At 71.1% G+C, this 18,976-nt stretch carries 20 protein-coding genes; 18 read left to right on the top strand and 2 right to left on the bottom strand.

Annotated elements, in window-relative coordinates:
- The first annotated feature begins 30 nt into the window (after positions 1-30).
- Together KJK29_RS09630 and ffh are read left to right on the top strand one after the other, a co-directional pair.
- Positions 31-2,478 carry a [protein-PII] uridylyltransferase gene (locus KJK29_RS09630; protein WP_215118298.1) on the top strand — a complete coding sequence of 816 codons (2,448 nt, stop codon included), beginning with the start codon at positions 31-33 and terminating at the stop codon, positions 2,476-2,478.
- 81 nt (positions 2,479-2,559) lie between these two features.
- Positions 2,560-4,110: a signal recognition particle protein gene (gene ffh, locus KJK29_RS09625; protein ID WP_215118297.1), complete on the top strand. Its 1,551-nt coding sequence runs from the start codon at positions 2,560-2,562 to the stop codon at positions 4,108-4,110.
- Positions 4,111-4,184: 74 nt separating this feature from the next.
- Here ffh and KJK29_RS09620 read toward each other — a convergent pair whose 3' ends face one another.
- Positions 4,185-4,787, bottom strand: coding sequence for a hypothetical protein (locus KJK29_RS09620; RefSeq protein WP_215118296.1), 603 nt, complete (start codon positions 4,785-4,787; stop codon positions 4,185-4,187).
- A gap of 139 nt (positions 4,788-4,926) precedes the next feature.
- Positions 4,927-5,781, bottom strand: coding sequence for a class I SAM-dependent methyltransferase (locus tag KJK29_RS09615; RefSeq protein WP_215118295.1), 855 nt, complete (start codon positions 5,779-5,781; stop codon positions 4,927-4,929).
- Between the two features lie 199 nt (positions 5,782-5,980).
- Here KJK29_RS09615 and proS point away from each other — a divergent pair, with 199 nt between their 5' ends.
- The 16 genes from proS to dprA all read left to right on the top strand — a co-directional run bounded on the left by proS (position 5,981) and on the right by dprA (position 18,820).
- Positions 5,981-7,396 (top strand): proline--tRNA ligase, encoded by a 1,416-nt coding sequence (gene proS / locus KJK29_RS09610; protein ID WP_215118294.1) that lies wholly within the window; start codon positions 5,981-5,983, stop codon positions 7,394-7,396.
- 249 nt (positions 7,397-7,645) lie between these two features.
- Positions 7,646-8,254 (top strand): hypothetical protein, encoded by a 609-nt coding sequence (locus tag KJK29_RS09605; protein WP_184598513.1) that lies wholly within the window; start codon positions 7,646-7,648, stop codon positions 8,252-8,254.
- A gap of 284 nt (positions 8,255-8,538) precedes the next feature.
- Positions 8,539-8,958: a 30S ribosomal protein S16 gene (gene rpsP, locus KJK29_RS09600; protein WP_215118293.1), complete on the top strand. Its 420-nt coding sequence runs from the start codon at positions 8,539-8,541 to the stop codon at positions 8,956-8,958.
- 2 nt (positions 8,959-8,960) lie between these two features.
- Positions 8,961-9,200 (top strand): RNA-binding protein, encoded by a 240-nt coding sequence (locus tag KJK29_RS09595; protein WP_003973401.1) that lies wholly within the window; start codon positions 8,961-8,963, stop codon positions 9,198-9,200.
- A gap of 82 nt (positions 9,201-9,282) precedes the next feature.
- Positions 9,283-9,825, top strand: coding sequence for a ribosome maturation factor RimM (rimM, locus tag KJK29_RS09590; RefSeq protein ID WP_215118292.1), 543 nt, complete (start codon positions 9,283-9,285; stop codon positions 9,823-9,825).
- The gene (trmD, locus tag KJK29_RS09585) at positions 9,825-10,658 is read left to right on the top strand and encodes a tRNA (guanosine(37)-N1)-methyltransferase TrmD (RefSeq protein WP_215118291.1); all 834 of its coding nucleotides are present in this window, start codon (positions 9,825-9,827) and stop codon (positions 10,656-10,658) included. The genes rimM and trmD overlap by 1 nt, the downstream gene beginning before the upstream one ends.
- Positions 10,659-10,793: 135 nt before the next feature.
- The gene (rplS, locus tag KJK29_RS09580; RefSeq protein WP_030852073.1) at positions 10,794-11,144 is read left to right on the top strand and encodes a 50S ribosomal protein L19; all 351 of its coding nucleotides are present in this window, start codon (positions 10,794-10,796) and stop codon (positions 11,142-11,144) included.
- 45 nt (positions 11,145-11,189) lie between these two features.
- Positions 11,190-11,915 carry a signal peptidase I gene (lepB, locus tag KJK29_RS09575; protein WP_215118290.1) on the top strand — a complete coding sequence of 242 codons (726 nt, stop codon included), beginning with the start codon at positions 11,190-11,192 and terminating at the stop codon, positions 11,913-11,915.
- Positions 11,908-12,999, top strand: a complete 1,092-nt coding sequence (gene lepB / locus KJK29_RS09570) for a signal peptidase I (protein WP_215118289.1) — start codon at positions 11,908-11,910, stop codon at positions 12,997-12,999. The genes lepB (KJK29_RS09575) and lepB (KJK29_RS09570) overlap by 8 nt, the downstream gene beginning before the upstream one ends.
- A complete protein-coding gene (gene lepB / locus KJK29_RS09565) occupies positions 12,887-13,849 on the top strand; it encodes a signal peptidase I (RefSeq protein ID WP_215118288.1) in 963 nt (320 codons plus the stop codon). The genes lepB (KJK29_RS09570) and lepB (KJK29_RS09565) overlap by 113 nt, the downstream gene beginning before the upstream one ends.
- A 51-nt stretch (positions 13,850-13,900) precedes the next feature.
- On the top strand, positions 13,901-14,680 hold the full coding sequence (gene lepB, locus KJK29_RS09560; protein WP_215118287.1) for a signal peptidase I: 780 nt from the start codon (positions 13,901-13,903) through the stop codon (positions 14,678-14,680).
- Entirely contained in the window at positions 14,670-15,194 is a 525-nt protein-coding gene (locus KJK29_RS09555; protein ID WP_215118286.1) for an NUDIX hydrolase, read from the top strand. Before lepB (KJK29_RS09560) ends, KJK29_RS09555 begins: the two co-directional genes overlap by 11 nt.
- Before the next feature lie 56 nt (positions 15,195-15,250).
- Complete coding sequence (locus KJK29_RS09550; RefSeq protein ID WP_003993268.1) at positions 15,251-15,559, top strand: DUF2469 domain-containing protein; 309 nt, start codon at positions 15,251-15,253, stop codon at positions 15,557-15,559.
- 77 nt (positions 15,560-15,636) lie between these two features.
- Complete coding sequence (locus tag KJK29_RS09545; protein ID WP_215118285.1) at positions 15,637-16,038, top strand: YraN family protein; 402 nt, start codon at positions 15,637-15,639, stop codon at positions 16,036-16,038.
- Positions 16,038-17,663, top strand: a complete 1,626-nt coding sequence (locus KJK29_RS09540; RefSeq protein WP_215118284.1) for a YifB family Mg chelatase-like AAA ATPase — start codon at positions 16,038-16,040, stop codon at positions 17,661-17,663. Before KJK29_RS09545 ends, KJK29_RS09540 begins: the two co-directional genes overlap by 1 nt.
- Positions 17,660-18,820 carry a DNA-processing protein DprA gene (gene dprA / locus KJK29_RS09535; protein ID WP_215118283.1) on the top strand — a complete coding sequence of 387 codons (1,161 nt, stop codon included), beginning with the start codon at positions 17,660-17,662 and terminating at the stop codon, positions 18,818-18,820. The genes KJK29_RS09540 and dprA overlap by 4 nt, the downstream gene beginning before the upstream one ends.
- Positions 18,821-18,976 lie beyond the last annotated feature (156 nt).

Here is an 18,976-nt window from a genome sequence, read left to right as displayed (position 1 = left end):
AAGGCAGGCAAACAGAACAGGAGTCGCCGGGTGACGGGTACGGACGTGCAGAAGGAAGCAGAGGACTCGGGACCCAGCGGCTACGCGGCGGCCCGGCTGCGTCTCCTCACCGAGGAGACGCGGTCCGGGCCGCCGCGCCGTTCGGCCCTGGCCGAACTGACGGACGAGTGGCTCACCGGCCTGTTCGCCGCCGGGGCGGAGGGACTGCGCGGGGCCTCCCTGGTCGCCGTCGGCGGCTACGGACGCGGCGAGCTGTCGCCCCGCAGCGACCTCGACCTGCTCCTGCTGCACGACGGCGGCGACCCCAAGGCGGTCGCCGCCCTCGCCGACCGGCTCTGGTATCCCGTCTGGGACCTGGGCCTGGACCTCGACCACTCCGTGCGCACGCCCGCGGAGGCCCGCAAGACGGCCGGCGAGGACCTCAAGGTGCAGCTCGGCCTGCTGGACGCCCGGCACATCGCCGGCGACCTGGGCCTCACCGCCGGGCTGCGCACGGCCGTGCTGGCCGACTGGCGCAACCAGGCGCCCAAGCGCCTCCCCGAACTCCAGGAACTGTGCGCGGAGCGCGCCGAGCGCCAGGGCGAGCTGCAGTACCTGCTGGAGCCCGACCTGAAGGAGGCCCGGGGCGGGCTGCGCGACGCCACCACCCTGCGCGCCGTCGCCGCCTCCTGGCTCGCCGACGCCCCGCGCGAGGGCCTCGCCGACGCCCGGCGCCGGCTGCTCGACGTACGGGACGCCCTGCACCTGGCCACCGGGCGCGCCACCGACCGGCTCGCGCTCCAGGAGCAGGACCAGGTGGCCGCCGAGCTCGGCCTGCTCGACGCAGACACCCTGCTGCGGCAGGTGTACGAGGCGGCACGGCTCGTCTCGTACGCCAGCGATGTCACCTGGCGCGAGGTGGGGCGCGTGCTGCGGTCGCGCGCGGTGCGGCCCAGGCTGCGCGCCATGCTGGGCGGCGGGAAGCCCGTGGCGGAGCGGTCTCCGCTGGCCGAGGGGGTGGTGGAGCAGGACGGCGAGGTGGTGCTCGCCCGTGCCGCGCGCCCCGAGCGCGACCCCGTGCTGCCGCTGCGCGCCGCGGCGGCCGCCGCGCAGGCCGGACTCCCGCTCTCCCTGCACGCCGTACGGCGCATGGCCGCCGCCACGCGCCCAGTGCCCACGCCTTGGCCCGCCGAGGCGCGCGAACAGCTCGTGACCCTGCTCGGCTCCGGCCGCCCGACCGTGGAGGTCTGGGAGGCGCTGGAGGCCGAGGGGCTGATCACCCGGCTGCTGCCCGACTGGGAGCGGGTCCGCTGCCGCCCGCAGCGCAACGCCGTGCACCTGTGGACCGTCGACCGGCACCTCATCGAGACCGCCGTCCAGGCCTCCGAGTTCACCCGCCGGGTCAGCCGCCCCGACCTGCTGCTGGTCGCGGCGCTGCTGCACGACATCGGCAAGGGCTGGCCCGGCGACCACTCCGTGGCCGGCGAGATCATCGCCAAGGACGTGGCCGCCCGCATCGGCTTCGACCGCCACGACGTGACGGTCGTCGCCACCCTCGTACGGCACCATCTGCTCCTCGTCGAGACGGCCACCCGGCGTGACCTGGAGGATCCGGCCACCGTGCGCTCCGTCGCCGACGCCGTCGGCTCCCAGGGCACCCTGGAGCTGCTGCACGCGCTCACCGAGGCCGACGCCCTGGCCACCGGACCGGCCGCCTGGTCGTCCTGGCGCGGCTCGCTCGTCGCCGACCTCGTCAAGCGGGTCGCGGCGGTGCTCGCCGGGGACGCCCCCGACGACCCGGAGGAGGGCGCGCCGACCGCCGAGCAGGAGCGGCTCGCCCTAGAGGCGGCCGCGACGGGCAGTCCGGTCCTCGCCCTGCGGGCGCAGACCGAGCCGCCCGCCGGACAGGAGCCGTCCGGTGATCCCGAGCCGCTGGGTGTGGAACTTCTCATCGCCGTCCCCGACCAGCCGGGCGTGCTGCCCGCGGTCGCCGGTGTCCTCGCCATGCACCGGCTGACCGTGCGCACGGCGGAACTGCGCTCCCTGACCCTCCCGGACGGCGTCGACGGCTCCGTCCTGCTGCTGGACTGGCGGGTCGCCGCCGAGTACGGCTCCCTGCCGCAGGCTGCCCGGCTGCGCGCGGACCTGGTGAGGGCCCTGGACGGCTCCCTGGACATCGCAGGCCGCCTCGCCGAACGGGACGCGGCCTATCCGCGCCGCCGGGGCGTGGTCGCCCCGCCGCCCCGGGTGTCGGTCCACCCCGCCGCCTCTCGGCTGGCCACGGTCATCGAGGTACGCTCCCAGGACGCCCCCGGCCTGCTGTTCCGCATCGGCCGCGCCCTGGAGGACGCGAGCGTGCGGGTGCGCAGCGCGCATGTCTCGACGCTCGGCGCCAACGCCGTGGACGCCTTCTACGTGACCGGCCCGGAGGGCGCGCCCCTGCCCGGGGACGAGGCGGTGTCGGTGGCGCGGAAGCTGGAGGAGACACTGCGTGGGTGAGGCCGACCCGGCGACTTGTCACGCCGGGATACCCTGGAGGGCGATTCCCTGTAGCCACCAACCCTGAGGACCGCGAGCGCCGTGTTCGATACTCTTTCCGATCGCCTCTCAGCGACCTTCAAGAACCTGCGCGGCAAGGGGCGTCTCAGCGAAGCGGACATCGACGCCACGGCCCGGGACATCCGGATCGCCCTCCTCGAGGCGGACGTGGCGCTGCCGGTCGTCCGGACGTTCATCAAGAACGTCAAGGAGCGCGCCCTCGGTGCCGAGGTCAGCAAGGCGCTGAACCCCGCCCAGCAGGTCCTCAAGATCGTCAACGAGGAACTCGTCACCATCCTCGGCGGCGAGACCCGGCGCCTGCGCTTCGCCAAGCAGCCGCCCACCGTGATCATGCTGGCGGGTCTGCAGGGTGCCGGTAAGACCACCCTCGCGGGCAAGCTGGGCCGCTGGCTGAAGGAGCAGGGCCACTCGCCGCTGCTGGTCGCCTGTGACCTCCAGCGCCCGAACGCCGTGAACCAGCTCAGCGTCGTCGCCCAGCGCGCGGGCGTAGGCATCTACGCCCCGGAGCCGGGCAACGGCGTCGGCGACCCGGTCAAGGTCGCCAAGGACTCCATCGAGCACGCCAAGTCCAAGGTCCACGACATCGTGATCGTGGACACCGCCGGCCGCCTGGGCATCGACCAGGAGATGATGCAGCAGGCCGCCGACATCCGGGACGCGGTCAGCCCCGAGGAGATCCTGTTCGTCGTCGACGCGATGATCGGCCAGGACGCGGTCAACACCGCCGAGGCCTTCCGCGACGGCGTCGGCTTCGACGGCGTGGTGCTCTCCAAGCTCGACGGTGACGCCCGCGGTGGTGCGGCCCTGTCGATCCGGCAGATCACCGGCAAGCCGATCATGTTCGCGTCGAACGGCGAGAAGCTCGACGACTTCGACGCCTTCCACCCTGACCGGATGGCCTCCCGCATCCTCGACATGGGTGACCTGCTCACCCTGATCGAGCAGGCGGAGAAGACGTTCAGCCAGGAAGAGGCCGAGAAGATGGCCTCCAAGCTGGCGTCCAAGAAGGGCCAGGACTTCACCCTGGACGACTTCCTGGCCCAGATGGAGCAGGTCCGGAAGATGGGCTCCATCTCCAAGCTGCTCGGCATGCTCCCGGGCATGGGCCAGATGAAGGACCAGATCCAGAACCTCGACGAGCGCGACGTCGACCGTACGGCCGCCATCATCAAGTCGATGACCCCGGCCGAGCGCCAGGAGCCGACGATCATCAACGGCTCGCGCCGCGCCCGTATCGCGCGGGGTTCCGGTGTCGACGTCAGCGCGGTGAAGAACCTGGTCGAGCGCTTCTTCGAGGCCCGCAAGATGATGTCCCGCATGGCCCAGGGCGGCGGCATGCCCGGGATGCCCGGCATGCCGGGCATGGGCGGCGGTCCCGGCCGGACGAAGAAGAAGCAGAAGCAGGCCAAGGGCAAGCAGCGCTCCGGCAACCCGATGAAGCGCAAGCAGCAGGAGCAGGAGGAGGCCGCCCGCCGGGCCGCTGCGGCCGAGGGCGGCGGCGCCTTCGGGCTGCCGCAGCAGGGCGGCAAGGACTTCGAGCTCCCCGACGAGTTCAAGAAGTTCATGGGCTGACGGCCCCTCCCGCACGAACGACACAGAGGGCGCCCCCTTCCGAGAAGGGGGCGCCCTCTGGCGTTGCGGTCAGGTCAGGCGTTGGGGAACTTCCAGACGAAGGGCTCGCCGTCCTCCTCGGACCAGTTGACCTCGACGCTCTTGGCGTTCGCCGGGATCACGTAGGTCTCGCAGAAGACGTGGCTCTCGCCCTGCTTCCAGCTGTCGACGTCGTAGGGGTCCTCGCAGCCCGCGGCGTCCTCGGCCGCGCCGATGAGGACGCTGCCGCGCTGCCCGTCCGCGGAGAGGGTGGTGCTGTCGTGCACGTCGGATCCGTCGGTGAGGGCGGGGCCGCTCTTGTGGGTGTACTTCAGGTACGCGGTGGCCAGCACCTTGCCCTTGACCTTGCTCGGTTCCGAGACGGCCTTGGCGGCCTCGGCCTCGGTGCCCACCTCGACCTTCTGCGCCAGGATCTCGTAGGTGACCTTGCCCGGGTCCTCGTCGACCTTGCCCGTGGCGCTCTCGCCGCTGCCCATCTCGCCGCCGGACGTCGGCTCCGGCGAGGGGGAGACCTTGGCCTTCCCGGTGGCCGGGCTCTTCGCGTCGGCGTTGTCGTCGCCGCCTCCGCAGGCGGTGAGAGACAGGGCGAGAACGGCGACGGGCGCGACGAGACGCAGCGCGGTCGTGTGGTGCGGCAAAGCAGCTCCTGTATGCAGATGTGTAGATCCCCCGAGCGGTGGATCAGATTAAGCGCTCAAGATCCACTTGAGGCCGCCAGAAGCACCGCACCGCGCTTTCTTCACACCATTCACACCTGCACCGGAGAAACTGCGATCTTTATGGAACCCGGGCGATCAGATACCGGAACACATTGGGCATCCACACGGTCCCGTCCTGCCGCTGATGCGGATGCAGTGCCTCGGTCAGCTCCTTGTCGACCTGCACCTGATCGGTCGCGGTCATGGCCGCGTCGAACAGCCCCGTCGACTTGAGCCCGCGCACCGCGCTGTCCACGTCCGCGTAGCCGAAGGGGCACGCCACCCGCCCGGATCCGTCCGGCTTGAGCCCGGCCCGCTGGGCGACGTCCTCCAGGTCGTCACGGAGGGCGGGACGCCAACTGCCCGTGTTGCGCAGCGGCTCCGCCAGCTTCGTGGCGACCCGCAGCACGGACGTCGTGGCGCACCGCTCCGGAGGCCCCCAGCCGGCCAGCACCACGGCCGCACCGCGCTCGGCGAGCGGCGTCGCCTCCGCGAGCAGCTCGCTCATCCCCTCCGAGTCGCCCGCCAGGCACCCGATCGGCTCGAAGGCGGTCACCAGGGTGTACGCCGGAGCAGCCGGCACCTCCGCGTCCCGGGGCGAGCCCTCGACCAGCCGGGCCTCGGCACGCGCGCGCGTGCCCCACGCCTCGGGCCGCAGCCGCTCCCGCGCGAAGGTCATTCTTTCGGGGGAGGAGTCGACACCGGTGACCGCGGCTCCCCGGGCGGCGGCCATCAGCAGGGCGAGCCCGGAGCCGCAGCCGAGGCCGAGCAGCCGCGTGGCGGGACCCACGTCCAGTCGCTCGTGGACGGCCTCGTAGAGCGGTACGAGCATCCGCTCCTGGATCTCGGACCAGTCACGCGCGCGTGCACGCAGGTCCACGCGGGGTGCGGCCCCCGCGTGAGGCAGGTGCTGCCGCACGAGCGTAGGTGTCATAAGTAAGCGCCCCAATCCGCCGAGAGTTGCCTCTTGCCCGATTCCATGGCCCCCGTGACAGTGCGCTCGCACTACCCCCGTATGCCAGGAAACTCCCCCCTCGACCTGTCGTCCAGTGGAATGCGCCCGGGCATGTGAGTTGTCATGTGCCTATGGCGAGATTTCACATTCCGGCAACTTGGGCCCGTACCATCTCGCCATGGCCAAGGCACCCGTACTCACTCCCAGGGCGGACGATTTCCCGCGCTGGTACCAGGACTTGATCACCAAGGCGGAACTCGCCGACAACGGTCCGGTGCGCGGCACCATGGTCATCCGACCGTACGGGTACGGGCTGTGGGAGCGGATGCAGTCCGAGATGGACGCCCGCATCAAGGAGACGGGCACCCAGAACGCGTACTTCCCGCTGCTGATCCCCCAGTCGTACCTGGCCAGGGAAGCGGACCACGTCGAGGGCTTCGCGCCCGAGCTGGCCGTGGTCACCCACGGCGGCGGCAAGGAACTCGAAGAGCCCGCCGTGGTCCGGCCCACCTCCGAGATGATCATCAACGACTACTTCTCGAAGTGGGTGCAGAGCTACCGCGACCTGCCGCTGCTCATCAACCAGTGGGCGAACGTCGTGCGCTGGGAACTGCGGCCCCGCCTGTTCCTGCGCACCTCCGAGTTCCTCTGGCAGGAGGGCCACACCGCACACGCCACCTACGAGGAGGCGCGCGACTTCGCCGCGCACATCCACCGGCAGGTCTACGAGGACTTCATGCTCAACGTCCTCGCGATGGACGTCGTCCCGGGCCGCAAGACGGTCAAGGAACGGTTCGCCGGAGCGGTCAACACCCTCACGCTCGAAGGCATGATGGGCGACGGCAAGGCCCTCCAGATGGCCACCAGCCATGAGCTGGGCCAGAACTTCGCGAAGGCCTTCAACACCCGGTACCTGTCCAAGGACGGCAAGCAGGAACTGGTCTGGCAGACCTCCTGGGGCTCCACCACCCGCATGATCGGCGCCCTGGTGATGATGCACGGCGACGACAACGGCCTGCGGGTCCCGCCGCGGCTCGCGCAGATCCAGGCCGTGGTGCTCGCGATCAAGGGCGACGAGGCGGTTCTGGCCAAGGTCCGCGAGCTCGGCGACCGGCTGAAGGCGGCCGGTGTCCGCGTCCAGGTCGACGACCGCACCGACACCCCCTTCGGCCGCCGCGCCGTCGACTGGGAGCTCAAGGGCGTCCCGGTGCGCATCGAGGTCGGACCGCGCGATCTGGAGAACGGCACGGCGATGCTGGCCCGCCGCATCCCGGGCGGCAAGGAGCCGGTGTCCCTGGACTCCCTGGTGTCGCTGCTGCCCGAGATCCTGGAGGAGGACCAGGCACTGCTGCTGAAGCAGTCCCGCGAGCGCCGCGAGTCCCGTACGACCGAGGTCTCCACCTTCGAGGAGGCCGTCGAGGCGGCCACCGCCGGCGGCTGGGCGCGTATCCCCTGGGCCGTGCTCGGCGAGGAGGGCGAGTCCAAGCTCGCCGATCACGCGGCGACCGTACGGTGTCTGGTCGCGGAGGACGGGTCGGTGCCGGACGCCGACGACGCACCCGGTAACGTCGCCGTCGTGGCACGCGCTTACTGATCGGGACGAAGGCGGCCGAAACGCCTCTTGCGTGCGCGCGGACCTCTGGCTCCCCGGCGCGTGGACCTGATCTACGCGCCGGGGCGTACGCGGAACTACGCACCACCTTGTGGTGAGCTGCGAGGCTTCTCCACAGATCAGCGCAGGCGCCCTCGTCGGGACGCATCAGAGGCAACTGACGGGTACGTGCAAATTATTTGGGATGGCCCGGAATCGGAACACTGTGGCCCCCCGGCTCGTTGTCATTACGTGAGCACGACACAGACACCACCTGTTCTCGCCGCAGAGCTGGCACAGGCGTGGGCCGACATTCAGCGGTACCACCCCGAGTTGCCCGACCTTGCCGCGCCAGAGTCCCTGATCGGGGAGTCGTCGTCCGCGTGCGGTCACGAGCTCTCCTTCGAGCGACTGCTCCATGAGGCAGTCCATGGCATCGCCGCCTCGCGCGGCGTCCGCGACACCTCCCGTGCCGGCCGCTACCACAACCGCAGATTCCTCGCGATCGCCGAGGAGCTGGGCCTGGACCACCCCGAGGAACCGCATCCCAGCAGCGGTTTCTCCCTGGTCACGCTCACCCCCGAGGCGAAGCGCCGCTACCGCCCGACGATGGAACGCCTCCAGCGCGCCCTGAAGGCCCACACGGCCGCGACCTCCTCCGACACCTCCCGCACCTTCCGGGGCCCGGCCGCGCGCCATGGCTCCTCCGGTGGCGGCGTACGCGTCAAGGCGGTCTGCGACTGCGGTCGCAACGTCCGCGTGGTGCCGTCCGTACTCGCCCAGGCGCCGATCGTCTGCGGCGGCTGCGGCAAGCCGTTCCGCATCCCGGACGTCGTGGGGGCGGGAGCGGTGGCTGGCTGACGTCTGCACCGGCATCTCGTGGCTGCCGGTCGAGACGCGCCGCCGGGGTGTGCACCCGACGCATCTCACCTCCGCGCCGGGTGCCGGCCCGGCATGCCCGGGGAGCGGCGCACCCCCGGCAAAGCCGCCCGGCGGGGTGTGGCACAATGGCTAGCTGTACTCGACAGTCGCACAGGACCCCTCTCTCCTCCGGCTGACGCGTCCATCGGGCACTCGGGTACCGCAACCCCACGCGGCTTCTCTCGCCGTGCCCAACCACGTCAAAACCAGGAGAATCCACTCCCGTGGCAGTCAAGATCAAGCTGAAGCGTCTGGGCAAGATCCGTTCGCCTCACTACCGCATCGTCGTCGCCGACTCCCGCACCCGCCGTGACGGCCGTGCGATCGAGGAGATCGGCAAGTACCACCCGACGTACAACCCGTCGGTGATCGAGGTCGACGCCGAGCGTGTGGCGTACTGGCTGGGTGTCGGCGCGCAGCCGACCGAGCCCGTGCTCGCCATCCTCAAGAAGACCGGCGACTGGCAGAAGTACAAGGGCGAGCCCGCCCCGGCTCCGCTGCTGCAGGCCGCCGAGAAGTCGGCCCGCCCGTCGTTCGAGGCCCTTGGTGGCGAGGACGAGGGCAAGGGTGAGGCCATCACCCAGAAGAAGAAGGCTGAGAAGAAGGACGAGGCGGCCGCTGAGTCCGCGTCGACCGAGGCCTGAGCATGCTCGAGGAGGCTCTCGAGCACCTCGTGAAGGGCATCGTCGACAACCCTGACGATGTGCAGGTCGCCTCGCGCAACCTGCGCCGCGGGCGGGTACTCGAGGTCCGGGTGCACCCGGACGACCTCGGCAAGGTGATCGGCCGCAACGGCCGCACCGCACGCGCCCTGCGCACCGTCGTGGGCGCCATCGGCGGTCGCGGTGTCCGCGTCGACCTCGTCGACGTGGACCACGTCCGCTGACGCTTATCGCAACCGGCTCGGGCCGGGGAGGGCCCACAGGGCCGTCCCCGGCCCGCAGTCGTATGACAGGAGAGTTGGACACGTGCAGCTGGTAGTCGCACGGATCGGCCGTGCCCATGGCATCAAGGGCGAGGTCACCGTCGAGGTCCGTACCGACGAGCCGGAGCTCAGGCTCGCGCCCGGCGCCGTACTCGCCACCGATCCCGCCGCCACGGGACCGCTCACCATCGAGACGGGCCGCGTCCACAGCGGCCGTCTCCTGCTGCGCTTCGAGGGCGTCAGCGACCGCACCGGCGCCGAAGCCCTGCGCAACACCCTCCTGATCGCCGAGATCGACCCGGAGGAACTGCCCGAGGGCGAGGACGAGTACTACGACCACCAGCTCATGGACCTCGATGTGGTCACCGCCGACGGCACCGAGGTCGGCCGGATCACGGAGATCTCGCACCTGCCCTCGCAGGACCTGTTCATCGTGGAGCGCCCCGACGGCAGCGAGGTGCTGATCCCCTTCGTCGAGGAGATCGTCGCCGAGATCGACCTCGAGGAGCAGAAGGCCGTCATCACCCCGCCGCCGGGCCTGATCGACGACCGCGCCGAGATCGCCTCCAGCCGGGACGAGTCGTGATGCGCCTCGACGTCGTCACGATCTTCCCCGAGTACCTGGAACCGCTGAACGTCTCCCTCGTCGGCAAGGCACGCGCGCGTGGACAGCTCGACGTCCAGGTGCACGACCTGCGGTCCTGGACCTACGACCGCCACAACACCGTCGACGACACGCCCTACGGCGGCGGCCCCGGCATGGTCATGAAGACCGAGCCCTGGGGAGACGCGCTCGACTCGGTCCTGGCCGACGGCTACGAGACCGGCTCCCGCGAGCCCGCCCTCATCGTGCCCACGCCGAGCGGACGCCCCTTCACCCAGGAACTCGCCGTCCAGCTCTCCGAGCGCCCCTGGCTGATCTTCACGCCGGCCCGCTACGAGGGCATCGACCGGCGGGTCGTCGACGAGTACGCGACACGGATGCCGGTGTACGAGGTGTCCATCGGCGACTACGTCCTGGCCGGCGGCGAGGCGGCCGTCCTCGTCGTCACCGAGGCCGTGGCGCGACTGCTGCCGGGCGTCCTCGGCAACGCCGAGTCCCACCGGGACGACTCCTTCGCGCCCGGTGCCATGGCGAGCCTGCTGGAGGGGCCCGTCTACACCAAGCCGCCCGAGTGGCGCGGCCGGGACATCCCCGACGTGCTGCTCAGCGGCCACCACGGGAAGATCGCCCGCTGGCGCCGGGACGAGGCCCTGAAGCGTACGACCGCGCACCGGCCCGACCTCATCGAGCGGTGCGACCCGAAGGCCTTCGACAAGAAGGACCGCGAGATGCTCTCCATCCTGGGCTGGTCACCGGACCCGGCGGGGGAGCCGTACGGCCGATTTTGGCGCAGGACCGACGGCGTGGAAGAATAGCTCGCTGTTGTGCGTCCGTCCGGCGTGCGCCCCTGCCACAGGGGGAGATGACGCCCGTTCCGACGCGTACAGCCCAGATCCGAAACACCTAGTTTCCGTTGATGACCTGTGGCATCAGCGAAGAAAGCAGACGAAATGTCTCACCTGCTCGACACCGTCGACTCCGCGTCGCTGCGCAGCGACGTCCCGGCCTTCCGCCCGGGTGACACCGTCAACGTCCACGTGCGCGTCATCGAGGGCAACCGCTCCCGTGTGCAGCAGTTCAAGGGCGTTGTGATCCGCCGCCAGGGCTCCGGCGTGCGCGAGACCTTCACGGTCCGCAAGGTCTCCTTCTCCGTCGGCGTCGAGCGCACCTTCCCGGTGCACACCCCGATCGTCGAGAAGATCGAGCTCGTCACCAAGGGTGACGTCCGCCGCGCCAAGCTGTACTACCTGCGCGAGCTGCGCGGCAAGGCCGCGAAGATCAAGGAGAAGCGCGAGAACTGAGCGCTCTCCGGGGTTCGCGTCGGGGCCGGATAACATCTGGCTCCGATGGACACCGAAGCACAGCCGACGGAGCGCGACCGCTCCTCCCGCCCTTCCGACTCCGAGGAGACCTCGGACCCAGGAGCGCCGGAGGAACGGTCGCGTTTCGCGTTGGTGTCGCGTGTCAGCGCCTGGGTACCCGGCGGCCGGATCACTCTGACCCTGCTCACATGCCTGATTTTCCTGCTGCTGCTCAGTACGTTCGTGCTGCGCCCGTTCCAGATCCCCAGCGGATCCATGGAGCGGGGATTGAGGATCGGGGACCGGGTTCTCGTAAATAAGTTGGCGTACCGTTTCGGTGCCCGGCCGCAGCGGGGAGACATCGTCGTGTTCGACGGGACGGGGTACTTCGGGCACGCGGACTACATCAAGCGCGTTGTCGGTGTGGGAGCGGACCGCGTGGTCTGCTGCGACAAGAAGGGGAGGATCCAGGTGAACGGCCGGCCGGTCGACGAGTCGGGCTTCCTGTACCCCGGGGACAGCCCCTCCGAGGTTCCCTTCGACGTCGTGGTGCCCGACGGCACCCTGTTCGTGCTCGGCGACCACCGAGCCGACTCCAGCGACTCCCGCGACCACCTCGGCTCCCCGGGCGGCGGCATGATCCCCGTCGGCGGCGTGATCGGCCGCGCCGACTGGATCGTCTGGCCCTTCGGCCACGCCACCCGGCTGCAGCGCCCGGACGCCTACGCGCGCGTGCCCGCGCCCGCCGACAGGGCGGGCGCCCATGGGTAACCGCGGCAAGCCGCGCGGCGTCGCCACGAGCGCCGCGGAAAACCTGCTGCCCACCGGCGCCCGGCGCGCCGCCAGCCCGTCCGGCGGACGTACCCGCGCCGAGCGGCGCAAGCTTCAGCGCAAGGTCAAGCGGCGCCGCAGGCGCGGCGCCGTCAAGGAGATACCGCTCCTCGTCGGCGTCGCCGTCCTCATAGCCCTCGTGCTGAAGACCTTCCTCGTCCAGGCCTTCGTCATCCCGTCGGGCTCCATGGAGCAGACGATCCAGATCGGCGACCGCGTCCTGGTCGACAAGCTCACCCCGTGGTTCGGCTCCGAGCCGCAGCGCGGGGACGTCGTCGTCTTCAAGGACCCCGGCGGCTGGCTCCAGGACGACCAGACCGCCACCCCGAAGGAAGACCCCGTCGTCATCAAGCAGGTCAAGGAAGGGCTCACCTTCATCGGCCTGCTGCCGTCCGAGGACGAGAAGGACCTCATCAAGCGGGTCGTCGGCGTCGGCGGCGACAAGGTCAAGTGCTGTGACACCCAAGGGCGCGTGACCGTCAACGGCATCCCGCTGAACGAGGACTATCTGTACCCCGGCAACGCCCCGTCCGACACGCCGTTCGAGATCACGGTCCCCCAGGGGCGGTACTGGGTGATGGGCGACCACCGGAACAACTCAGCGGACTCCCGCGCCCACCAGGACACCGACTACGGCGGCACGGTCTCCGAGGACGAGGTCGTGGGCCGCGCCATGGTCATCGCCTGGCCCTTCGGCCACTGGAACATGCTGGAGGAACCGACCACGTACGCCTCCGTGTCCGACTCGGCCACCGGGTCGACCGCTGCCGACCCGCTGTCGCATAGGGTTGCCTCCGACGATTCGAACGGAACGATCCAGCTCCCGACCCCTGCGGAACTCCCGCTCGTTATGGGAGTGGTGGGCCTGCGTCGTGTATGGGGCAGGCGGCGGCACAGAGTGAGGAGTTGGCGTGGGGGATGTGGCGGTCGGCGCACGGTCCGGACACGATGGCGAGGAGCATCGCGGGCACCCCGCGGAATCCGCCGTCCCGGCCGCGGACAGCGCCGTGACCTCCGGGAATGACTCCGGAGCAGCCGAGGGCGACAGGGTGACAGGCACGCACAGCACAGCCGATGGCCAGGGGCCGGGCGGTACGAACCGGACGCCGAAGAAGGCGCGTTCCTTCTGGAAGGAGCTGCCCATCCTGATCGGCATCGCGCTGGTGCTGGCGCTGCTGATCAAGACCTTCCTGGTGCAGGCGTTCTCCATCCCGTCCGACTCGATGCAGAACACGCTCCAGCAGGGCGACCGCGTCCTGGTCGACAAGCTCACCCCCTGGTTCGGCTCCGAGCCCGAGCGCGGAGAGGTCGTCGTCTTCCACGACCCCGACAACTGGCTGGCGGGCGAGCCGACCACGGATCCGAACGCCCTGCAGACGTTCCTCAGCTGGATCGGCCTCATGCCGTCCGCCGAGGAGAAGGACCTCATCAAGCGCGTCGTCGGCGTCGGCGGCGACACGATCGAGTGCAAGGGCACAGGCCCGCTGACGGTCAACGGCAAGGCACTGGACGAGCGGGCGTACGTCTACCCGGGCAACACGCCGTGCAGCGTCGACGACCAGGGCGGCCAGTTCAAGGTCAAGGTCCCCGAGGGCTACATCTGGGTCATGGGCGACCACCGGCAGAACTCCCGGGACTCCCGCTACAACCAGGCGGACCGGCACAAGGGCATGGTCCCGGTGAAGGAGGTCGTCGGGCGGGCCGTCGTCATCGCCTGGCCGATCAACCGCTGGGACAACCTGCCGGTGCCGGACACCTTCGACCAGTCCGGTCTGAACGCCCGGTCGGCCGCGGCCGCCCTTACGGTGGCGCCGCAGGGACTGGCGCTCGCCGGTGCGGTGCCCGTGGTGCTGTGGTGGCGCCGGAAGCGGTGATTCCGACCGCGGGCTGACCACGGCTGGTACCCCCGGGTAGGGTGCGGACCCATGGGTGGCGAGAGCATGACGCACACGGCCCCGCGCAGCGGTGGCACAGGTACGGGCCCGGTGGGCAGCCGGACCGGACAGCGGTTGTCCGGGCTGGCCGTCGCGCTGGGCCTCGTGCTTTTCCTCGGCGGGTTCGCCTGGGGAGCGGTGGTCTACCGGCCTTACACCGTGCCCACCAGTTCCATGACGCCGACGATCGACGCGGGCGACCGGATCCTCGCGCAGCGCGTCGACGGCGATGATGTGCGCCGCGGCGATGTCGTCGTCTTCAAGGACACGACCTGGGCCAACGCGCCGATGGTCAAGCGCGTGGTCGCCATCGGCGGCGACACGGTCTCCTGCTGCCAGGACGGCAAGCTCAAGGTCAACGGCAAGGAGATCGACGAGCCCTACCTGCCCAAGGGCACGGCGGCCGAGATCAGCAACTTCCCGACCGTGACCGTCCCCAAGGGGCGGCTGTTCCTGCTCGGCGACGAGCGCGGCAGCTCCGTGGACTCCACCGCCCATCTGACCGACGCCGCCAGCGGCACGGTGTCGCGCTCCGCCGTCGACGCCCGCGTCGACTCCGTCGTGTACCCGATGAAGGGCATGCTGGAGCGCCCGACCGGCTTCGAGGCGCTCGGCGGCCTCTCCTCGCCCGGACCGCTGCGGACGATCATCGCCGCCGTGATCGCCGGCGCCGTGCTCGTCCTGGGCGGGGGCGCCTACGGCCCGATCGCCAAGCGTGCGGGCGCGGCCCGTGCCCGGCGGGGCGGTGCGGAGCCCGCGGGTGTCCGCTGAGGCCGTGGGGGCGGGCCAGGACTCCTTTGAGGGCGGGCTGCGCAAGGTCGCCCGGGTGGTGCTGCTCGACCCGCAGGACCGCATCCTGCTGCTGCACGGGCACGAGCCGGACGATCCGGCCGACGACTGGTGGTTCACCCCCGGCGGCGGAGTGGAGGGCGACGAGACCCGTGAACAGGCCGCCCTGCGGGAACTCGCCGAGGAGACGGGCATCACCGAGGTGGAGCTCGGCCCGGTGCTGTGGCGGCGGAAGTGCTCGTTCCCGTTCGCGGGCCGCCGCTGGAACCAGGACGAGTGGTACTACCTGGCTCGTACGGACCGTACGGAGATCGCGGCCGCCGGGCTGACCGAGCTGGAGCGGCGCAGTGTCGCCGGAGCGCGCTGGTGGACGTGTCCGGAACTGACCCGGGCACATGAGACGGTGTATCCGACCAGACTCGCCGGGCTGCTGCGTACGCTGCTCGACGAAGGTCCCCCGGCCAGGCCCGTGATCCTTGACCCGGAAATCGTCTAGGGGCTCACAGGACTGGCGCACAATGGTGGGATCGCACGGCTGAAGGGGAACATGCCATGAGCGCCGAGGACCTCGAGAAGTACGAGACCGAGATGGAGCTGAAGCTCTACCGGGAGTACCGCGATGTCGTCGGTCTGTTCAAATACGTGATCGAGACCGAGCGGCGCTTCTACCTGACCAACGACTACGAGATGCAGGTGCACTCGGTCCAGGGTGAGGTGTTCTTCGAGGTGTCCATGGCGGATGCCTGGGTGTGGGACATGTATCGGCCGGCGCGGTTCGTGAAGCAGGTTCGGGTGCTCACGTTCAAGGACGTGAACATCGAGGAGCTGAACAAGAGCGATCTCGAGCTGCCGAGCGGGTGACGCTCACCCGGGTGGGTGAGGGAGTTTTCCACACCCGCTGAGCTGTCCACCAAGATCCACTTCTTGGGGGCGGGTGCGTGATCGTTGGCGCCGGAGGTGGTGCCGACATGAACGCACATCGAGCGCGCAGCGCCATGGGCAAGTACGGCGAGAGCCTGGCCGCGCGGCGGCTGGCCGAGGCAGGTCTGACGGTCGTGGAGCGCAACTGGCGCTCCGGCCGGACGGGTGAGATCGACATCGTGGCCAGGGACGGCGACGTCCTGGTCGTCTGCGAGGTGAAGACCCGCAGGGAGGGTCGCTTCGAGCATCCGATGGCGGCCGTGACCCCGCAGAAGGCGGAGCGGCTGCGGGATCTCGCCGAGCGGTGGATCCAGAGCCACGGGGGCGCACCGCCCGGCGGGGTCCGCATCGACGTGGTCGGCGTGCTGCTGCCGAACCGCGGCGCGGCCGTGGTCGAGCATGTGCGGGGGGTGGCCTGATGGGATTCGCCCGTACGTGTTCGGTGGCGCTGGTGGGCGTCGAGGGTGTGGTCGTCGAGGTCCAGGCCGATCTCGAACCGGGTGTCGCGGCGTTCACGCTGGTGGGGCTGCCCGACAAGAGCCTCACGGAGAGCCGCGACCGGGTGCGCGCCGCGGTCGTCAACTCGGGCGCGGCCTGGCCGCAGAAGAAACTCACGGTGGGCTTGAGCCCGGCCTCCGTCCCCAAGTCCGGCAGCGGCTTCGACCTGGCCGTCGCGGCGGCTGTCCTCGGCGCGGCGGAGCGCATCGACCCCCGGGTCCTCGCCGACATCGTGATGATCGGGGAACTGGGGCTGGACGGGCGGGTACGGCCGGTCCGAGGGGTGCTGCCGGCGGTGCTGGCGGCGGCGGACGCGGGGTATGAGCAGGTGGTGGTGCCGGAATGCGCCGCCGCCGAGGCATCCCTGGTGCCCGGCGTCTCGGTGCTCGGCGTCAGGAGCCTGCGGCAGCTGATCGCCATCCTCGCCGACGAACCCGTGCCCGACGAGGAGTCGGACGAGCAGGGTCGCCCGGACCCGCTCCTCGCCGGGCTGCGCGTGCCGGGAACGGGCGCGGCCACGGGCATGCACAGCGTCGGCGCGGCCCAGCACGACCACGGTCACGACCTCGCGGACGTCGTAGGCCAGACCTCGGCGCGCACCGCGGTGGAGGTGGCCGCGGCGGGCGGACACCACCTCTTCCTCGAAGGGCCTCCCGGCGCGGGCAAGACGATGCTCGCGGAGCGGCTGCCGACCATCCTGCCCCTGCTCGGCCGGCAGGAGTCGCTGGAGGTCACCGCGGTCCACTCGGTGGCGGGCCTGCTGCCCCCGGGGAAGCCGTTGATCGACGTCGCCCCCTACTGCGCCCCGCACCACTCGGCCACGATGCAGGCACTGGTCGGCGGCGGCCCGGGTATCGCGCGGGCCGGAGCGGTGTCGCTGTCCCACCGGGGTGTGCTCTTCCTGGACGAGACGCCCGAGTTCAACAGCCAGGCCCTGGACGCCCTGCGCCAGCCGCTGGAGGCCGGGCACGTGGTGATCGCACGCAGTGCGGGAGTCGTGCGCTTCCCGGCGAAGTTCCTCATGGTGCTCGCGGCCAACCCCTGCCCGTGCGGCCGGTTCTCGCAGCGGGACGACCTGTGCGAATGCCCGCCCTCGGCGATCCGCCGCTACCAGGCCAGGCTCTCCGGCCCCCTGCTCGACCGGGTCGACCTGCGCGTCGAAGTGGACCGCGTCACCCGCACCGAGCTGACCGCCATCGGAGCGCGGGGCGAGTCCACGGCGACGGTCGCCGACCGGGTCAGGGCGGCCCGGGAGAGGGCCACGGAGCGCCTCGCCGGCACTCCCTGGCGCACCAACAGCGAGGTACCCGGCCGCGAGCTGCGAAGCCGCTGGTACGCGGTGCCCGGCGCGATGGACGAGGCCGAGCGGAACCTGGAGCGGGGTGTCCTGACCGCCCGAGGCCTGGACCGCGTCCTGCGGGTGGCCTGGACCGTCGCCGACCTCGTCGGCCACGACCGGCCCGACGCCACGGACGTCGCCCTCGCGCTCCAACTGCGGACCGGTGTGCCCCGGGGCGTCCCGATGGCCATCGGAGCGCTGACGTGAGCGTCGTCGACGAACCGGACGACGAACTGCTCGCCCGGGTGTTCCTCACCCGGGTCCTCGAGCCCGGGGACGAGGTCGGTGGGCGGTGGGTGCGGGAGTTCGGGGTCGGGGAAGTGGTCCGGCGGCTGGTGGAGGGCGGGCGGCCCCTGCCCGGGGTCAGCGGCAAGCGGTGGGCGGGGTTGCTGGCCAGGGCCGGGGTGGCTCGGCCTCGTGAGGACCTGGCCGTCGCCCGGGAGGCCGGGGTGCGCTTCGTGTGGCCAGGGGACCCGGAGTGGCCCGGGCAGCTCGACGATCTCGGGGATGCCCGGCCCCTCGGGCTGTGGGTGAGGGGGCGGGCCGGTCTGCGGATGTGGGCGCTGAGGTCTGTGGCCGTCGTCGGGGCAAGGGCCTGCACCGAGTACGGGGCACACATGGCGGCCACCCTCGCCGCCGGCCTGGCCGAGCAGGGCTGGGTCGTGGTGTCCGGCGGCGCCTACGGAGTCGACGGCGCCGCCCACCGCGGCGCCCTCGGCGCGGGCGGCGCCACCGTCGCCGTCCTCGCCTGCGGCGTCGACCGCCCCTACCCGCGCGGACACACCCAGCTGATCAGCAGAATCGCCGAACAGGGCCTGGTCGTGGGCGAGTTGCCACCCGGCGATCACCCGACGCCGAGCCGGTTCATCCTCCGCAACCGCGTCATCGCGGCGCTCACCCGCGGCACCGTGGTCGTCGAGGCCGCCCACCGCAGCGGCTCCCTGGTCACGGCGCGGGCGGCACAGCGCCTCGGCCGTCACACGATGGGGGTACCGGGCCCGGCCACCAGCGGACTCTCCGCCGGCGTGCACGAACTGCTGCGCGGCGAGGCGGCCCTGGTCACCGACGCCGCCGATGTCGTCGAGCTGGTCGGCGACATCGGACAGCTGGCTCCCGACCGACGTGGCCCCGTCCTGCCCCGGGATCTGCTGGAACCCGCCGCCCGGCAGGTGCTCGCCGCCCTGCCGGGTGGCCGGGCCGCCCCGCCGGACGAGATCGCGCGCCGGGCACAGACCGCACAGGAGGACGCAGTCGCGAGACTGTACGAACTCAGGGCACTCGGTTACGTCGAACGACACGGCGATGGCTGGAAGTTGACACGCCAGGCGGTGATGTCGGTCCGCGATGCTCCCGGGCCATGCTGACCGCCCGTGTTCGGCCGTCCGGGGGAACCTCGACACCCCTTGGAAATGCGCCCAGTTGGGGTCCCGTGGTGATCACACTGAGCGACCGCGGCGATCCGTCGGGACACCTCCGGAACGTATCCGCGTCCGCCTTGGCCTCCGTTCTTCGCACACCGC

The sequence above is a fragment of the Streptomyces koelreuteriae genome (assembly GCF_018604545.1).
GTDB classification, from domain to species: domain Bacteria; phylum Actinomycetota; class Actinomycetes; order Streptomycetales; family Streptomycetaceae; genus Streptomyces; species Streptomyces koelreuteriae.
This window is presented reverse-complemented; position numbering and strand designations above follow the sequence as displayed.

Excerpts from the sequence above, each read along its gene's own strand:
- KJK29_RS09615 (WP_215118295.1), bottom strand. The coding sequence starts at position 5,781 with ATGACACCTACGCTCGTGCGGCAGCACCTGCCTCACGCGGGGGCCGCA.
- proS (WP_215118294.1), top strand. The coding sequence starts at position 5,981 with ATGGCCAAGGCACCCGTACTCACTCCCAGGGCGGACGATTTCCCGCGC.
- KJK29_RS09595 (WP_003973401.1), top strand. The coding sequence starts at position 8,961 with ATGCTCGAGGAGGCTCTCGAGCACCTCGTGAAGGGCATCGTCGACAAC.
- trmD (WP_215118291.1), top strand. The coding sequence starts at position 9,825 with ATGCGCCTCGACGTCGTCACGATCTTCCCCGAGTACCTGGAACCGCTG.
- rplS (WP_030852073.1), top strand. The coding sequence starts at position 10,794 with ATGTCTCACCTGCTCGACACCGTCGACTCCGCGTCGCTGCGCAGCGAC.
- lepB (WP_215118290.1), top strand. The coding sequence starts at position 11,190 with ATGGACACCGAAGCACAGCCGACGGAGCGCGACCGCTCCTCCCGCCCT.
- lepB (WP_215118289.1), top strand. The coding sequence starts at position 11,908 with ATGGGTAACCGCGGCAAGCCGCGCGGCGTCGCCACGAGCGCCGCGGAA.
- lepB (WP_215118287.1), top strand. The coding sequence starts at position 13,901 with ATGGGTGGCGAGAGCATGACGCACACGGCCCCGCGCAGCGGTGGCACA.
- KJK29_RS09550 (WP_003993268.1), top strand. The coding sequence starts at position 15,251 with ATGAGCGCCGAGGACCTCGAGAAGTACGAGACCGAGATGGAGCTGAAG.
- KJK29_RS09540 (WP_215118284.1), top strand. The coding sequence starts at position 16,038 with ATGGGATTCGCCCGTACGTGTTCGGTGGCGCTGGTGGGCGTCGAGGGT.